The sequence below is a fragment of the Pseudomonas sp. GW456-12-1-14-TSB6 genome, from assembly GCF_059424205.1.
On record NZ_JBWKZE010000013.1, the window covers coordinates 1 to 16,057 of the forward strand.

Sequence of the window (16,057 nt, forward strand, 5' to 3'; positions counted from 1 at the left end):
GGGGGCGGCGGCTCCGGTGTCGGCGGGGCCGGAGGTGTCGGGCTGGTCAGCTCGACGGTCATTTCCGGAATTTCCGGCGGCGTGGGCAGCGGCTCGGCCCGCGCCTGCTGGAAAAACCACCAGGCGCCGCCGTGTATCAAGGCCGACACCGCCACCAGCAACAGCATCTGCTGTTTGTTCAGGCCGCCGGGCTGCGAAGTGTTGGCCTTAAACACCGGCCGGCCCGCAACCGACGGGAGCGGCGCTTCCCGCAAGGGCCCCGGCGGACTTCTGTGCTTTACCGCATCGTTCATTAAAGCTCCCTCGGGTGGATGAAGGGCAATAAGGTGCCGTTCGAACAACACAGCGTTGTTCGAGTGAGTGGTCGCAACTTTCATACAGGTGTGCAGAAGCCGATAGTTGAACTATCTATTGAACAGGGCTTGTGCAGCTTATTGCTTCAGTAATGTCGACTTCGATGGTTCATTGATCCGGTCCGTGGCTGTTCTTTTATAAGTGAGTGTGCAATTGAGTGGCGAACATCATTCGTGCCCTCATGGTTGATGCAATAGCAACCGCTGTGCCAAAGAGTGACCAAATGTGTATCGGTTATTTCATGGGTGATACGTATGTCGCATTTATATAAGTTTCATTAACCAGGCCGGTTTTCCTGGGCGCATAACCTCCCGATGGCCCTGTTTGCAGGGCTTTTTTCAGGGCGAGACAGCTCTGGCGCGGTATCGCGCTGTTCAGCGAGATAGAGCGGCTGTTCTCGTGTCGGCCAGGGCGCGTGATGGTGCGTGGCGGACTGATTTGGTGCGGGTCAGGGTTTTAGCGGGTCACAGGCGATGTTCCTTGTTCTTGTTTAAGTAAAGTCGGTCGTTCCGCATGAACGATGTAATGACTGGAAGTGCAGTTTTGGTGCGCTTCGAGCATCAACTCCGAACAGCAAAAGTTGTACGGGTGTGCTGTCTGAAAGTTATTGTCGAACAATCTGTTCTGGCATTCATTAATGCAGCGCGCACGCAATGACTGCTTGCGTGCTATTTAAAAAATAAATAGTGCGGGTGTTCAGGTAATAAAAGGAATGCACGGACTGTTCGGCGGGCGAACGCGGCGCAGGTAAACGGGCACGGAGAGAAGAGGGTGGCGCAGCAGATGAAGATTCACGCGGTGAACTCCTTGTTGCCAGCTCGGATACGCGAACTTTTGGTTCGGTATCGCACCTTACAAGAACGCGGATAGCGTTCGCTGATTGCTCTTGGTGCGGGATGGGCACCGCCAGCGCTGTTTTGCGAAATCAGGGATTCGCAAGCTGCCGATGAATGCGCAATCCGTGCCAAATTCGATACAACGGCTATAAATAGGGCCAGGCGGGATGCCTTTCGCAGTGGAGGAGGGGATATGTATCAGCTCTACGGACACCGCAACTCAGGAGCAGCGGCCATTGAGGCGGCGCTCGAGCTGTGCCAGGTGGCTTACCGCTTCATCGATATCGAGGCCAGTGCGGAAGCGGCGCAGGAGCTGGCGCGGCTCAATCCGCTCAAACAGATCCCGACCCTGCAACTGCCGGACGGCAGTGTCATCACCGAAAGTGCGGCGATCCTGATTCATCTGGGGCAAAGCTTTGCGCAATCCGGCCTGCTGCCGGCCAACGGCGCTGACCGCGATCAGGCGATTCGGGGCCTGGTGTACATCGTCAGCAATTGTTATGCGGCCATCGGGATCATTGATTACCCGGAACGCTGGCTGGTGATGCCGGACGAGGCCTCGCGACAGAATCTGATGGCGGGTGCGCGGGAACGACTGCACTGGAGCTGGGAGGTGTTTGCCGATCAGTTCTCGGCCGAGCTGTACCTGGACGATGAAACACCGGGCGCACTGGATGTGCTGGCGGCGGTGGTCACGCGCTGGGCCGGTGCCCGCGAACACCTGCGCCAGGCCCGACCCGGTTTCCATGCGTGGCTGCAGCGCATCGACCGGCACCCGGTGCTGGCGCCGGTCTTTGCGCGGCATTGGCCCGGCTGATCACTCCCCGCGAATGTTGATCGTTCCTACGCTCCGCGTGGGAATGCAGCCCGGGACGCTCCGCGTCCCAAAGCGTGACGCAGAGCGTCACAAGAGGCGTTCCCACGCAGAGCGTGGGAACGATCAAACCGGAACTATTCCCCGCGAATGTACTGCTCCAGCTGTTTGATCAGCTCGGCCTGCTCGGCAATCGCTTCCTTGACCAGGTCGCCGATCGACAGCAGGCCGATCAGCTTGCCGTTCTCCACCACCGGCAAGTGACGCAGGCGTTTGTCGGACATGATTCCGAGGCAAGTGTCGACGGTCTGGTGGGTGTCCACCGTGATCACGTTCGCCACCATGATGTCGCGCACCGGCGTGCCCACCGAGGAGCGTCCGTGCAGCACCAGTTTGCGTGCGTAATCGCGCTCGCTGATGATGCCCACCACGTTGTCGTCTTCCACCACGAGCAAGGCGCCGACGTTCTTCTCGGCCATTTTCATCAGCGCTTCGAGCACCATGTGATCGGGTTTGATCTGGTGCACTTCCTGATTTTTCGGATCTTTGAGCTTGAGCAGCTGGGCGACGGTTTTCATGGCGGTTACTCAGGTGTTGTCGTTGTTCTCCAAGCATCGTAGACGCAGGCGCGCAGGGCAAGGCCGCAAAACGGCAGATAACACGCAAAAAACGTCATTTGACCGGGTTTTTCATGGCGAGGCCTTTGTCACGGGTGGCGGCAATGCCGCGTAGAATGCCCGTCTGAATCAATTCCTGAGGTTGCAGTGGTGGATTTACAGCAGGGCTTCGTCCTGACCCGGCATTGGCGCGACACCCCGGCCGGCACCGAAGTCGAGTTCTGGCTGGCGACCGACGCCGGGCCGCGCCGTGTGCGCCTGCCGCATCAGCCGTCGGTGGCGTTCATCCCGGCTGCGCAGCGTGAGCAGGCCGAGCGGGTATTGGCGGACGAAAAGAGCGTGGAGCTGCGCCCCTTGGCCCTGCAGGATTTCGAGCATCGCCCGGTGCTCGGGCTGTATTGCCAGCAGCATGGTCAGTTGATGCGCCTCGAAACCGCGCTCAACCGGCACAGTGTCGATGTCTTCGAAGCCGACGTGCGACCGCCCGAGCGCTACCTGATGGAGCGTTTCATCACCGCGCCCGTCTGGTTCAGCGGCACGCCCGATGCCGACGGCGTGTTGCTCGACGCCCACCTCAAACCTTCACCTGACTATCGCCCGCAACTGCGGCTGGTCTCGCTGGATATCGAAACCACCGAGCAGGGCGAGTTGTATTCCATCGCCCTGGAAGGCTGCGGCGAGCGGCAGGTGTACATGCTCGGCGCACCGAACGGCGATCACAGCATCGTCGACTTCGATCTCGAGTACTGCGAATCGCGGACCCTGATCCTCAAGAAGCTCAACGACTGGTTCGCCCGCCACGACCCCGACGCGATCATCGGCTGGAACCTCGTGCAGTTCGACCTGCGCATCCTCCACGAACACGCCCGGCGCCTCGGCGTGCCGCTCAAGCTCGGGCGTGGCGGCGAGGAAATGCAGTGGCGCGAACACGGCAGCCGCAATCACTACTTCGCGGCAGCGGCAGGAAGGTTGATCATCGACGGCATCGAATCCCTGCGTTCGGCGACCTGGAGCTTTCCGTCGTTCAGCCTGGAAAACGTCGCCCAGACCCTGCTTGGCGAAGGCAAGTCCATCGACAATCCGTACCAGCGCATGGACGAGATCAACCGCATGTTCGCCGAGGACAAACCGGCGCTGGCCAAGTACAACCTCAAGGACTGCGAACTGGTCACGCGGATCTTCGCCAAGACCGAGCTGCTGAAATTTTTGCTGGAGCGCGCCAGCGTCACCGGCCTGCCGGCGGATCGCAGCGGCGGCTCGGTGGCGGCATTCACCCATTTGTACATGCCGCTGATGCACCGCCAGGGTTTTGTGGCGCCGAACCTTGGCACCAATCCACCGCAGGCCAGCCCCGGTGGGTTTGTCATGGACTCGCGACCGGGGCTTTACGAATCGGTGCTGGTGCTCGACTACAAGAGTCTTTATCCGTCGATCATTCGTACCTTTCTGATTGATCCGGTGGGGTTGATCGAAGGCTTGCAGCATCCGGATGACAGCGACTCGGTACCGGGTTTTCGTGGCGCTCGTTTCTCCCGCACCCGGCATTGCCTGCCGTCCATCGTCGCTCGGGTCGCCGAGGGCCGCGAGACCGCCAAGCGTGAGCAAAACGCGCCGTTGTCCCAGGCGCTGAAGATCATCATGAACGCCTTTTACGGTGTGCTCGGTTCCAGCGGTTGCCGGTTTTTCGATACGCGGCTGGCGTCATCGATCACCCTGCGCGGCCACGAGATCATGCTGCGCACCCGGCAGTTGATCGAAGCCCAGGGCCACGCGGTGATTTATGGTGATACCGACTCGACGTTCGTCTGGCTGCGTCGCCCCCACGGTCAGGAAGAGGCGGCGACCATCGGCCGGACGCTGGTGCAACACGTCAATGACTGGTGGCGCGAGCATGTGCGCGAGCAGTACGGGCTGGAAAGCGCCCTCGAATTGCAGTTTGAAACCCACTACAAACGCTTCCTGATGCCGACTATCCGTGGCGCCGAGGAGGGCAGCAAAAAGCGCTACGCCGGTCTGGTGACCCGCGCCGACGGCAGCGAAGAAATGGTCTACAAAGGCCTGGAAACTGTGCGCACCGACTGGTCGCTGCTGGCCCGGCAATTTCAGCAGGAGCTGTACGAGCGGATCTTCCAGCGCAAGCCGTATCAGGATTACGTGCGCGAGTACGTGCGCAAGACCCTGGCCGGCGAGTTCGACGAGCGACTGGTCTACCGCAAGCGCCTGCGTCGCACCCTCGATGACTACGAACGCAACGTGCCGCCCCACGTCCGCGCCGCGCGGCTGGCGGACGATTACAACGCGCAGCACGGGCGCCCCCGCCAGTATCAGAACGGCGGCTGGATCAGCTACGTCATCACCCTCGCCGGCCCCGAACCGCTGGAAGTGCGCCGCGCGGCCATCGACTACGACCACTACATCACTCGCCAGTTGCAACCGGTGGCGGATGCGATCCTGCCGTTTGTCGACGACGATTTCTCAACCCTGATCGGGGGACAACTGGGCCTGTTTTGAGTCCTGCAGTTGCAGGGTCCACTCGTCCTGAATGCCGTGGAAGAAACGCTCCAGCGCCTGATGCCAAGGGCTGTCGCCGTCAGCGAACTGGGCGAACAGGGTCATTGATGAGTGGAATTTCAGGTCGTCCGGATGGCCGAATATCTCGGCAATCGAACGCTGCTGAACATTCAGCACAAGCTGAGTGCAAGTCCGCAGCCGGGCGCCGAGCAAAGGGTGGTCGAGATAGGCGCGGGTTTCCGGCGCCGAGTTGATCGCGAACCGCCGCGACATCTCGCTGCCGCCGAGCCCGGCGAACTGCGGGAACACGAACCACATCCAGTGGCTGCGCTTGCGGCCCTCGCCGAGCTCGCGCTGGACCCGTTCGAACACCGGGTCCTGGGCGAGCACGAAGCGTTGCAGGTTGAATGGATCGTCCTGATCAGTGCTTCTCATGGCGAAGCCCTCTGTCAGTCGGCGGTGGCTCAGACCATGGCCAGCCGCTGCTTGCGTTTTGGCGCGTGAAACGCCTGGTCCAGCGCCGCCAGATCCCCGGCATCGAGTTGCAGCTGCGCGGCTTGTGCATTGAGCTGCACGTGTTCCGGGCGCACGGCCTTGGGAATCGCAATCACCCCATCCTGACGCAGAATCCACGCCAGCGAAACCTGTGCCGGGGTCACGCCGTGACGAGCGGCAATCTGTTTCAGCACCGGCTCGACCAGCATCGCGCCGCCCTGGCCGATCGGGCAGTACGCCATCAACGGCATGCGCTGCTGTTGGCACCACGGCAGCAGGTCGAATTCGATGCCGCGTTCTTCCAGGTTGTACAGCACCTGATTGGTCGCGCAGGCAGATGAAGACAGTTCCTCAAGATCATCGACGTCGAAATTCGACACGCCCCAGCGACCGATCTTGCCGTCCTCGCGCAGACGCTCGAAGGCCTCGACGGTTTCTTCCAGCGGATACTGGCCGCGCCAATGCAGCAGATAGAGGTCGATGTGATCGGTGTCGAGCCGGCGCAGACTGCGCTCGCAGGCCTGGGGAATGCCCTTGCGGCTGGCGTTGTGCGGGTAGACCTTGCTCACCAGGAACACTTGATCGCGCAGGCCGGCAATGGCTTCGCCGACGACGGTTTCGGCACCGCCTTCACCGTACATTTCCGCAGTGTCGATCAGGGTCATCCCCAGTTCGATGCCACTGCGCAAGGCCGCCACTTCACGCGTGTGCGCCGAACGGTCTTCGCCCATGCGCCAGGTGCCCTGGCCAATCACCGGCACCTGCACGCCAGCCAGTTCGAGGGTACGCATTCAAACCTCCTTTCTGAAACGGTCGATACCTTGAGTGGGCAGCAGAATAGCCCACGGGTTCCGTCCGGTTCCAGAAAGGAGGTCAGGTGCTTACTTGGCGGAGAACTTCAACACCACGCTCTGGGTGTAGGTCTGGCCGGGATCGAGCCGGGTGCTCGGGAAGTTCGGCTGATTCGGCGAATCCGGGTAGTGCTGAGTCTCCAGGGTGAACGCGCCCCAGTGCGGATAGACCTTGCCACCCTTGCCCTTGACCGTGCCGTCGAGGAAGTTGCTGGTGTAGAACTGCACGCCCGGTTCGTTGGTGAACAGCTGCAAGTGGCGACCGGATTGCGGGTCGCTGACTTCGGCGGCGAGTTTGCTGACGTCTCCCTTGGTGTCCAGCGCCCAGTTGAAATCGAAGCCGCCTTGTTTCTCTTCAGCGAATTTCAACTGCGGATGGTCGGCCTTGATGTGCTGGCCGATGGCGGTCGGTTTGGTGAAGTCCATCGGTGTGCCGGCCACGGGCGCCAGTTCGCCGGTCGGGATCAGCTTGGCGGTGACCGGGGTGTAATGGCTGGCGTGCAGGGTGGCGACTTGCTTGAGGATGTCGCCATTGCCGGCGCCGGCAAGGTTGAAGTAGCTGTGGTTGGTCAGGTTGAGCACGGTCGGTTTGTCGGTGCTGGCCTTGTAGTCGATGCGCAGTTCGTTGCTGTCGGTGAGGCGGTAGGTCACCTCGGTGGTGAGGTTGCCGGGGAAACCCATTTCACCATCCGCCGACAGATAGGTCAGGGTCACGCCGACCGAATCCTTGTCCTTGGTTTCCTTCGCCTTCCAGACCTTTTTGTCGAAGCCCTGAGTGCCGCCGTGCAAGGCGTTGGTCTTGTCGTTCTGCGGCACCTGGTAGCGTTTGCCGTCGAGCTCGAACGCACCGTCGGCCAGGCGATTGCCGAAACGGCCGATGGTTGCGCCGAAGTACGCGGTGCCTTTCTGATAACCCTGCACATCATCGAAACCGAGGACGATGTCGTCGAGCTTGCCGTGCTTGTCCGGCACTTGCAGCGCCTGCAAGGTCGCGCCGTAGGTGATGACCGTGGCTTGCATGCCGTGGCTGTTGCGCAGGATGTATTGCTCGACCGGCGTGCCGTCATTGGTTTTGCCGAAGGCTTTGTGTTCGCTGGACAGGCCGGCGGCCTGGGCGGAGAGGGTGGCGATCATCAGGGACAGTCCGAGGCCGCAGAGTGAGTGTCGGGATTGAAGCATGGGTTGACCTTCCTTTTTGTTGTTGTTTTGAAAATCGTTAAATAGTCATGCTAATTAATGGGTGAGTGGGAATTTATAGCGGATTAAACGGTTAATGCAAAAATAAAGTCGGACTAAATTGATTAAGCCAACGGCGCCGAAGGTCGGGAATCCACGCCGGCACTGCACTTTTGCGAAATCCCCGGCTCTATCCATGGCCAGGGTGCGGTGACTTCCGCCGCACAGGAACGTGTCCGTCAAAGAATTCATGCCGAGAGTTTTGCACCCCATCGCTGCATTCATTCATCGCCCGTGCTTGCTACTGGCCTGCCTGTCGACGCTGTTGCTCGGCGGTTGCAGCCATCAGGACGGCAACAATTTCATCACCCAGATGCGCGAGGGCAGGCCTCAGGAATTTCTCCAGACCAGTGTCGACCGCATGGCAACTCTGGCGATGCGTGACAACCTCGACAGCCTCTATCGCTTGATGGGCAAGTTGTACCTGCGTAACCCTGAGGAGCTGCGCAAATCCGGTTTTCTCGACATTCGCACGGCGGTCAAACAGGTGCGGCTGGCCATCGAGCAACAGCAACCTTTGCCGACTCTCGGCGGCAAGAAAGATCTGGCGGCACTGAGCTATGCCATGAGCCCGGAATTCCTCGGCGACCGGGTCGGCGCGTTCATCTATGCGATCGGCAGCATGCTGGTCACCGCCCACGGCAACCGCACCGAGTTCTACATGACCGATGCGATCAACCCGACCTTCGTCAACAACGCCGCGCGCAACATCGAGAAAGCCACGTGGATCCTCGCCCAGCGGCAGAACAAGGAAGGCCAGCCGCTGCTGTTTTCCAACGAAATTTCCGAGGAGGGCAGCAACCTGAGTTTCGCCACGGAGTTCGGCAAAGTCGTGGCGCGCCTGGATCTGCTGACCCAGATGCTCGACGAGCGCTACCGGCGCATCGGGCTGAATTACGCCCAGAGCCTGTTGTTTTTGAATTTTTTGCCCGTGCAGTGAAATGGCATAACGATAGATCCGATCGATATAGGGCGTTATAAGAAAACTGGTTATGCTGCGGGCCGGATTTTTCCTGTGGTTTGTCTGGACGTCTTAATGGAATTGGCAAATTTCGGCCTGGTGATTGCCGGGCTGGTGGTGGGGTTCATCGTCGGCATGACCGGTGTCGGCGGCGGTTCGTTGATGACGCCGATCCTGCTGTGGTTCGGCATCAATCCGGCCACGGCGGTGGGCACGGATCTGCTGTACGCGGCCATCACCAAATCCAGTGGCGTGCTGGTGCACAGGAAGAACAAGAACATCGACTGGGCCATCACCGGCTGGCTGACCCTGGGCAGTGTTCCGGCGGTGGCGATGACCTTGTGGTTCCTCAGCACCTTGCACACCGCCCCGGACGCGATGAACGCCATCATCAAGCAAGCGCTGGGCTTCGTGCTGTTCGCCACGGCGCTGGCGATTCTGTTCAAGAAACGCCTGCTGGAATTCGCCCACAAACGTGCTGGCGGCAACTACAACCCCAGCGGTGCGCGCCTGAATGGCATGACCGTGATCACCGGTCTGATCCTCGGCACCATGGTCGCCCTGACCTCCATCGGCGCCGGCGCCCTTGGCACCGTCGCACTGTTCATCCTCTATCCGCTGCTGCCGACCCGCCGTCTGGTCGGCACCGAAATCGCCCACGCCGTACCGCTGACCCTGGTCGCCGGCCTCGGCCACGCGAGCATGGGCAACATGGACTGGGGCGTGCTGGGCTTTCTGCTGGTCGGCTCGCTGCCGGGCATCTGGCTCGGCAGCCACCTGACCGGCCGCGTCTCCGATGAACTGCTGCGCCCGTGCCTGGCGACGATGCTGGTGTTGATCGGTTACAAGCTGGCGTTCTGATCGGCGAGCATCCATGACCCCGAAGGGTCGAGCGTCAGGCTGGCGGGGCATGAAAGGTAAACAAATGGGCGCAGGGTCGCGCCCATCCGGTTGCGCAAAACCGGTGCTGACCTAAGCTTTGGGCAAGGCGAAACACTTTTGCCGGGCAGCCTCCGGAACAATCGCCGCGATGCGCAATCATTAGAGCGTGGATATCAAAAGGAGATGCGCATGCTCATCAGGTCACTGACCCTGACACTCTTGCTGGCGATTGCCGGCCCCCTGTTCGCCGCCGACGGCGATTCCCCTCTGGACGTCGACAAGGGCATTAACCGCCCATTGATCGTGATCGCTTCCAGTACGGTCGATTCTTATTGGGTCAGCCTGAAAAAAGCGCTGGACGACCCGGCCAACAAACAAGGCATCGCCGACCGCAAGATCAAGGTTTACACCATCCTTAGCATGAGCGGTCAGGTCGATGGCAAAAGCCTTGAGCAGCAGCAAACCATGGCGCTGCTGCGCTCGCTGAAGCTGGGCGCCGGGGCGTATCCGAAAGTCTTCCTGGTGGGCAAGGATGGCGAGACCAAACTGACGGCTTCGGGGGATGAAGCGGCGGCGGTCGATTTGAAGAAGATTTTCGACACCATTGATGCGTTGCCTGCCGCCGAGAAAGAGACCACCTCCACCGTGGTCACGGCCCCGGCTGCTGCAGAACCGGCACCGGCCAAGGGTGCGAAAGGGACAAAATCGGCGAAGCCGACCAAACCGGCCAAGCCGCCGGAAATGCCGGATGATTGATTGAGACAGGCTCTGAATAAAAATGGCGAACGTTTAAACGTTCGCCATTTTTTTGTCCGCGGTGTTTTGATCTGAAGATGACCGCAGGCGGTCATGGATGACATTTCAGCACTGTTCTGCGATGACGGTCCGCATCTGACAGGCATCGAATTTTCAAAGGCTACTGCGCTCATAAAGCTCGCCGCCATTCAGAACGTAAACCAGTGCATCTTTTGCTTCGCTAACGACCAAGGGAGACTGGGTTGTCAGCACGAATTGGCAGTTTGGAAATGTTTTGCTCAATTGCTGGATAAGGTTGAGCTGCCATTCCGGATGCAGATGAAGGTCCACTTCATCGATGAGGACGATGCCTTCGCCGTGGAGCGGATTGTCCAGTGACGGGTTCATCATGGCCAGTCGGCGGGCGATGTCACCGACCAGCGCCAGCATCGATTTTTCGCCTTGTGACAATTGGGCGACATTCAAAGTGACGCCGTCCTTGTCGATCGCCATGTGCAGGCGAGGTTGTCGCTGTATTCGCAGGTTGGTGAAGCCCGGCATGAAGGCCGCGATGGCGCAGCGGACGGCCGTCAGTTGGGAGTCACGGGACGAAGCTTTGAGCTCGGATAACGTCTTCCAGGCTTCGCTTTCAGCACCAAACTTTTGAGCTATTTCGTTCAATGCGGAATCGGAAATGCCGGACTCGTTTTCGCTGTCTTCACGCTCTCGAAACCATTCAAAGAAGCCACGAAAGTCGGTGCTGTGTTTCAGGGATTCGTCGTAGCCCGCCAGTTGATCGAAGGTTTGTCCGCTTTTGATTTTCAGCGGGATTTCGAAAACCGATCGCTCCACCGGATAGTAGGCGATCAGGGGGAGTGAGGCGTTGTCATCGGCTGTCAGCAGGGCGCGATAGTGATCGGCGAGCAGATTTACATCTTCCAGGGAGCTGCTCAGAGCCGTTTTCCCTTCCTGCTTGCTGTGTGACATACCCCATACGAATACATCGTCTTCTTCATCGGGATCAGACTCGGGATTGACTCGCGGATGTGCGGGTTCTGTTACCGCGATCGAGACGATGGCAGCCGGGATCCCGTTTTGAATGTCTTCCTCTGCGATATGGCTGCCATTGCCTTTTTGGGTGCGAATTCTTGCTATCAGCCAGCTCAGGCAGGTGGTGAGCGCTTTCAGCAGGGTGGTTTTACCGGCGCCGTTGATTCCCACGAAAACTGTGACGTTGGAATGGGGGCCGGAGAGAGGAGCCAAATGAACGGTGATGTCATTGAACCGACCCACATTCGTGAGTTTGAGGCTGTCGATCTTCATTAATCCCCCTCTGTGTTTCAGCGGTCAGGTGTTTGGCCAACGTCATTTCATCCGCGATAACCGGGTAATGCGGTGCAGTTTAGATGCATCTCTTTCAGCCGGTCACCTTTGAAAATCATTGCTGAATGTGCCCGGAAATGTACGCGGTAACACCCTTCAAAACCGTCGGACGTTTCCTTCAAAACGCGGCGGCGTTGGTGAACTGGTGGCTTAAGCCGAACGCCGATAACCTCTTCGGGCCGCTGCAAAATCAGTGGTCGGATGTGGAAGTCCGGTGAATCCTGAAAGCGCATGTGTGCCTGTAAACACTTGTTGGCGCCTTTTATGCCAACATTGTTTGCTTATGGCAGCTATGCGCAGGAGCACTCTCGAGTGCACCGGGTTTTTTCGGGGTCCCGGACTTCCACACCTGCGCAAAGCTGCCACCCTCTCGTGGAAGGGAGCTCGGCAGTTTTTTCTCTAACTGCACGAGATCTTCACGCATGAAAAAATTTGATTCGAACGGACCCGAAACTCCCGCGAACCCGGATTCCCCCGAACACATCGCCAACCCCAAACCCCGCTACATCCCCATCACCGGCATCGACTGCCCGATTCCCTGTCTCCTGATCGACCGCGAAGCCCCCGTAGACGTACTCCACGGCACCGCCGCCTACCGCTTGCGCAGCGTGACGCAGTTGTTGGAAACACTTTCATTGAGCGACGGCACTGGCCACGACGCCTTGCTGCTGCAGGATTTCGCCCGTGTACTGGCAATCCCTCTGCGCGATAGCTGCGACCTGATGGATGTACTGGGCTGGAAGCTACAGGCCTAGTTTCACACCCTCAAACAAAAACGGGCGACCTTCTCAGGTCGCCCGTTTTTTATGGCGTGATTACCGGGTCAACTCACCCAGAATCCTGTGCGCAATCTTCACCCGCTCTCCATTCGGGTAATTGCGGTTCGCCAGAATCACGATCCCGACTTTCTTCGACGGTACAAACGCGACATATGCGCCGTAGCCTGCGGTGGAGCCGGTCTTGTTCAGCAGCACGTTCGCCGGTTCAGGCTGTGGCGGATTCAGCCATTTGACCTTGTGCGGTTCCATGGCCATTGGCGTCGAGTTGCCGTCCAGCAGGCGGTCGAGGCTGATCGGGTAGGTGTAGCGTTCCCAGCCCAGGCCCTGGGTCATGTCGCCGACGGTGTAGTAGCCGGTGTGGGTGAGGGCGATGGCTTTTTGCAGAGGTGTTTCGAGTTTGTCGGTGTCGAGGTTGGCCTGGACGTATTGCAGCAGGTCGGCGGCGCTGGTTTTCACGCCGTAGGCTTCGGAGTCGAGGGCGCCGGGGCTGACTCGAACCGGTTTGTTGTTCTTGTCATAGCCTTGGGCGTAGAGCTTTTGTTCAGACGCCGGCACCGACAGGAAGGTGTGCTTGAGCCCGAGTTTCGGCAGCAGGGTTTCGGTCATGACCTGATTGAACGGCTGGCCGAGGCTTTTTGCGGCCAGGTAACCGAACAGGCCGATGCTCGGGTTGGAATACAGGCGATGACTGCCGGCCGGATACGTCGGTTTCCACTGTTGGTAATAGCCGAGCATCTTGTCGGAAGAATCCGCAGCATCCGGAAATTGCAGCGGCAGGCCGCCCGCGCTGTAAGTGCCCAGTTGCAGCAGGCTGATGTGGTCGAAGGCGCTGCCTTTGAGTTCGGGCCAGTGCTGGCTGGCCTTGTCGGAGAACTCCAGTTTGCCACTGGCCTGGGCGTACGCGGCGAGGGTCGCGGTGAAGGTTTTGCTCACCGAACCGATTTCGAACAGGGTGTTTTCACTTACCGCTTGCCCGGTGCTTTTGTCGGCGACACCGTAATTAAAGTAATGCGCCTTGCCATCGACTGTCACGGCCACGGCGAGACCTGCGATGTCCTGTTGCTGCATGACCGGGGTCACGGTGGCCTTGACCAGCGCCTGCAACTGATCGTCGGTTGGCGGGGCGGCCAGGCAGGCGGCGGCGCTGAAGAAAAGTCCGAAAGCGCTGTAGGACTTGAGTTTATTCAGGTTGATCGAAGACATGCTTGAACCACTCTCCATGAGTGTTGATGGTGTTATCCCGCTACACTGCGAGCGTTTTCCGTCGGGCCGGCTGATCGGCGCCGCCAAATCTATGCAGTCCGGCGTCTTTCGACAAACGATGAAAACTCGGACGAGCCATTAGAAAAATTTGGGACTTGGCATGATTCGACCTCAATTGCCTTTGAATGCACTGCGCGCCTTCGAAGCCTCTGCGCGTCACTTGAGCTTCACCCGCGCCGCCGTGGAGTTGTGCGTGACCCAGGCGGCCGTCAGCCATCAAGTGAAAATCCTGGAGGCGCAACTCGGCGTGATCCTGTTCAAACGCCTGCCCCGTGGGCTGATGCTGACCGGCGAGGGCGAAACCCTGCTGCCGGTGCTGACCACGTCGTTCGATCATATCGCGCAGATGCTCGAGCGTCTGGCGGGTGGGCAATATCGGGAAATGCTCACGGTCGGCGCGGTGGGCACCTTTGCGGTGGGCTGGTTGTTGCCGAGGCTGGCGGACTTTCAGGCGAAACATCCGCTCATAGATTTGCGACTGTCGACCAACAACAACCGGGTGGACGTCGCCGCCGAGGGGCTGGATTACGCGATCCGCTTCGGTGCCGGGGCATGGCACGGTATCGAGGCGACCCGTTTGCTGGAGGCGCCATTGTCGGTGCTCTGCGTGCCGGAAATTGCCCGGCAACTGCATACGCCGGGGGATCTTCTGCAGCAGCGTTTGCTGCGCTCCTATCGCACCGATGAGTGGCCGGAATGGTTTCATGCGGCGGGGCTGGCAACCCATGCCGCGCCGCCCCAGAGCATCGTGTTCGACTCGTCGCTGGCGATGATGGAAGCGGCGTTGCAGGGCGGCGGGGTGGCACTGGCGCCGCCGTTGATGTTTGCCCGACAACTGGCGGCGGACCTGATCCGCCAACCCTTTGCCATCGAAATCACCACCGGCAGCTATTGGCTGACGCGCTTGCAGTCACGGCCGGAGACGTCGGCGATGGCTGCGTTCAGACACTGGTTGCTGGAGGCTGCGCAGGCCTAGCGCACCAGGCACGGCTTCTTGTTATCAAACGTCCAGCCCGGAATCAGAAACTGCATCGCCACGCTGTCATCCCGCGCGCCGAGCCCCATGCCTTTATAGAGTTCGTGGGCCTTGGCCACCTGATCCATGTCCAGCTCCACACCGAGCCCAGGCTTCTTCGGCACCTGCACGCAGCCGTCGACGATTTGCAGCGGCGCCTTGGTCAGGCGCTGGCCGTCCTGCCAGATCCAATGGGTGTCGATCGCGGTGATGTCGCCCGGCGCGGCGGCCGCGACGTGGGTGAACATCGCCAGGGAAATGTCGAAGTGGTTGTTGGAGTGCGAGCCCCAGGTCAGGCCCCATTCGTGGCACATCTGCGCCACGCGCACCGAACCCTGCATGGTCCAGAAATGCGGATCGGCCAGCGGGATGTCCACCGACTGCAATTGAATCGCGTGACCCATCTCGCGCCAGTCGGTGGCGATCATGTTGGTGGCGGTTTTCAGCCCGGTGGCGCGACGGAATTCAGCCATCACTTCACGGCCCGAGTAACCGTTTTCCGCACCGCACGGGTCTTCGGCGTAAGCCAGCACATTATGCTGGTCGCGGCACAGACGGATCGCTTCTTTCAGTGACCATGCGCCGTTCGGATCAAGGGTAATTCGCGCATCGGGGAAGCGCTCGGCCAGGGCGGTCACCGCTTCGATTTCGGCATCGCCGCTGAGTACGCCGCCCTTGAGCTTGAAGTCCTTGAAGCCATAGCGTGCGTGGGCAGCCTCGGCCAGGCGCACCACGGCGTCGGCGGTCATGGCTTTCTCGTGACGCACGCGGAACCAGTCGTTGTCGGCATCCGGTTCGCTGCGGTAGGCGAGGTCGGTTTCCCGGCGATCGCCCACGTAGAACAGATAACCGAGCATCTTCACTTCATCACGCTGCTGGCCTTCGCCGAGCAATGCGGCCACCGGCACGTCGAGGTGCTGGCCGAGCAGGTCGAGCAGGGCGGCTTCCAGTCCGGTGACCGCGTGAATGGTGATGCGCAGGTCGAAGGTTTGCAGGCCACGGCCGCCGGCATCACGGTCAGCGAACGTCTGGCGAACCTGGTTGAGGATCTTCTGATAAGTACCGATCGGGCTGCCGACCACCAGGTTGCGGGCGTCTTCGAGGGTCTGGCGGATGCGTTCGCCGCCGGGCACTTCACCGACCCCGGTGTGGCCGGCGTTGTCCTTGAGGATGACGATGTTGCGGGTGAAAAACGGCCCATGGGCGCCGCTCAGGTTGAGCAGCATGCCGTCGTGGCCGGCCACCGGGATGACTTGCATCTCGGTGATGATCGGAGCTTTGGCGATGTCGTGTGCGGTCATTTGGCGTTGTCCTTTCAAGCGGAT

Annotated in this window: 13 protein-coding genes and 2 pseudogenes; 7 read left to right on the plus strand and 8 right to left on the minus strand. The window is 60.1% G+C overall.

The genetic code is table 11. The features are described 5' to 3' along the window. Nucleotides 1-293, minus strand: a pseudogene (locus AC07Y2_RS14045) (energy transducer TonB); the annotation flags it as partial. Between the two features lie 1,090 nt (nt 294-1,383). Between AC07Y2_RS14045 and AC07Y2_RS14050 the strand changes: the two are divergent. Beyond that, nucleotides 1,384-2,007 carry a glutathione S-transferase N-terminal domain-containing protein gene (locus AC07Y2_RS14050; protein WP_011335069.1) on the plus strand — a complete coding sequence of 208 codons (624 nt, stop codon included), beginning with the start codon at nt 1,384-1,386 and terminating at the stop codon, nt 2,005-2,007. 134 nt (nt 2,008-2,141) lie between these two features. Here AC07Y2_RS14050 and AC07Y2_RS14055 read toward each other — a convergent pair whose 3' ends face one another. Continuing rightward, complete coding sequence (locus tag AC07Y2_RS14055; protein ID WP_011335068.1) at nt 2,142-2,582, minus strand: CBS domain-containing protein; 441 nt, start codon at nt 2,580-2,582, stop codon at nt 2,142-2,144. 189 nt (nt 2,583-2,771) lie between these two features. Between AC07Y2_RS14055 and AC07Y2_RS14060 the strand changes: the two genes are divergently transcribed. Further along, entirely contained in the window at nt 2,772-5,132 is a 2,361-nt protein-coding gene (locus AC07Y2_RS14060; RefSeq protein ID WP_178082853.1) for a DNA polymerase II, read from the plus strand. Here the strand turns inward: AC07Y2_RS14060 and AC07Y2_RS14065 are convergent. The 3 genes from AC07Y2_RS14065 to AC07Y2_RS14075 all read right to left on the minus strand — a co-directional run bounded on the left by AC07Y2_RS14065 (nt 5,097) and on the right by AC07Y2_RS14075 (nt 7,657). Next, complete coding sequence (locus AC07Y2_RS14065) at nt 5,097-5,567, minus strand: DUF1810 domain-containing protein (RefSeq protein ID WP_103386220.1); 471 nt, start codon at nt 5,565-5,567, stop codon at nt 5,097-5,099. The two genes, AC07Y2_RS14060 and AC07Y2_RS14065, sit on opposite strands and share 36 nt — an antisense overlap. A 29-nt stretch (nt 5,568-5,596) precedes the next feature. Further along, nucleotides 5,597-6,418, minus strand: a complete 822-nt coding sequence (locus AC07Y2_RS14070) for an aldo/keto reductase (protein ID WP_103386219.1) — start codon at nt 6,416-6,418, stop codon at nt 5,597-5,599. Nucleotides 6,419-6,508: 90 nt separating this feature from the next. Next, nucleotides 6,509-7,657, minus strand: a complete 1,149-nt coding sequence (locus AC07Y2_RS14075) for an aldose epimerase family protein (protein WP_103386218.1) — start codon at nt 7,655-7,657, stop codon at nt 6,509-6,511. Between the two features lie 247 nt (nt 7,658-7,904). Here AC07Y2_RS14075 and AC07Y2_RS14080 point away from each other — a divergent pair, with 247 nt between their 5' ends. From AC07Y2_RS14080 to AC07Y2_RS14090, 3 genes are all read left to right on the plus strand, one after another. Continuing rightward, entirely contained in the window at nt 7,905-8,654 is a 750-nt protein-coding gene (locus tag AC07Y2_RS14080) for a hypothetical protein (protein ID WP_103386225.1), read from the plus strand. A gap of 96 nt (nt 8,655-8,750) precedes the next feature. Then, complete coding sequence (locus AC07Y2_RS14085) at nt 8,751-9,536, plus strand: sulfite exporter TauE/SafE family protein (protein ID WP_039767649.1); 786 nt, start codon at nt 8,751-8,753, stop codon at nt 9,534-9,536. A 210-nt stretch (nt 9,537-9,746) separates the two neighbouring features. Then, entirely contained in the window at nt 9,747-10,313 is a 567-nt protein-coding gene (locus AC07Y2_RS14090) for a DUF4174 domain-containing protein (RefSeq protein WP_103386217.1), read from the plus strand. 156 nt (nt 10,314-10,469) lie between these two features. Here the strand turns inward: AC07Y2_RS14090 and AC07Y2_RS14095 are convergent. Further along, nucleotides 10,470-11,615: pseudogene (locus tag AC07Y2_RS14095) on the minus strand (AAA family ATPase); the annotation flags it as partial. Between the two features lie 542 nt (nt 11,616-12,157). Between AC07Y2_RS14095 and AC07Y2_RS14100 the strand changes: the two are divergent. Then, nucleotides 12,158-12,430, plus strand: coding sequence for a hypothetical protein (locus AC07Y2_RS14100; RefSeq protein ID WP_103386224.1), 273 nt, complete (start codon nt 12,158-12,160; stop codon nt 12,428-12,430). Nucleotides 12,431-12,490: 60 nt separating this feature from the next. Here AC07Y2_RS14100 and ampC read toward each other — a convergent pair whose 3' ends face one another. After that, nucleotides 12,491-13,657 (minus strand): class C beta-lactamase, encoded by a 1,167-nt coding sequence (gene ampC, locus AC07Y2_RS14105; protein ID WP_103386215.1) that lies wholly within the window; start codon nt 13,655-13,657, stop codon nt 12,491-12,493. A gap of 160 nt (nt 13,658-13,817) precedes the next feature. Here ampC and AC07Y2_RS14110 point away from each other — a divergent pair, with 160 nt between their 5' ends. Next, nucleotides 13,818-14,693 carry a LysR family transcriptional regulator gene (locus AC07Y2_RS14110; protein WP_103386214.1) on the plus strand — a complete coding sequence of 292 codons (876 nt, stop codon included), beginning with the start codon at nt 13,818-13,820 and terminating at the stop codon, nt 14,691-14,693. Here the strand turns inward: AC07Y2_RS14110 and gudD are convergent. Further along, entirely contained in the window at nt 14,690-16,033 is a 1,344-nt protein-coding gene (gudD, locus tag AC07Y2_RS14115; RefSeq protein ID WP_085667495.1) for a glucarate dehydratase, read from the minus strand. The genes AC07Y2_RS14110 and gudD overlap by 4 nt on opposite strands. Nucleotides 16,034-16,057: the final 24 nt, after the last annotated feature.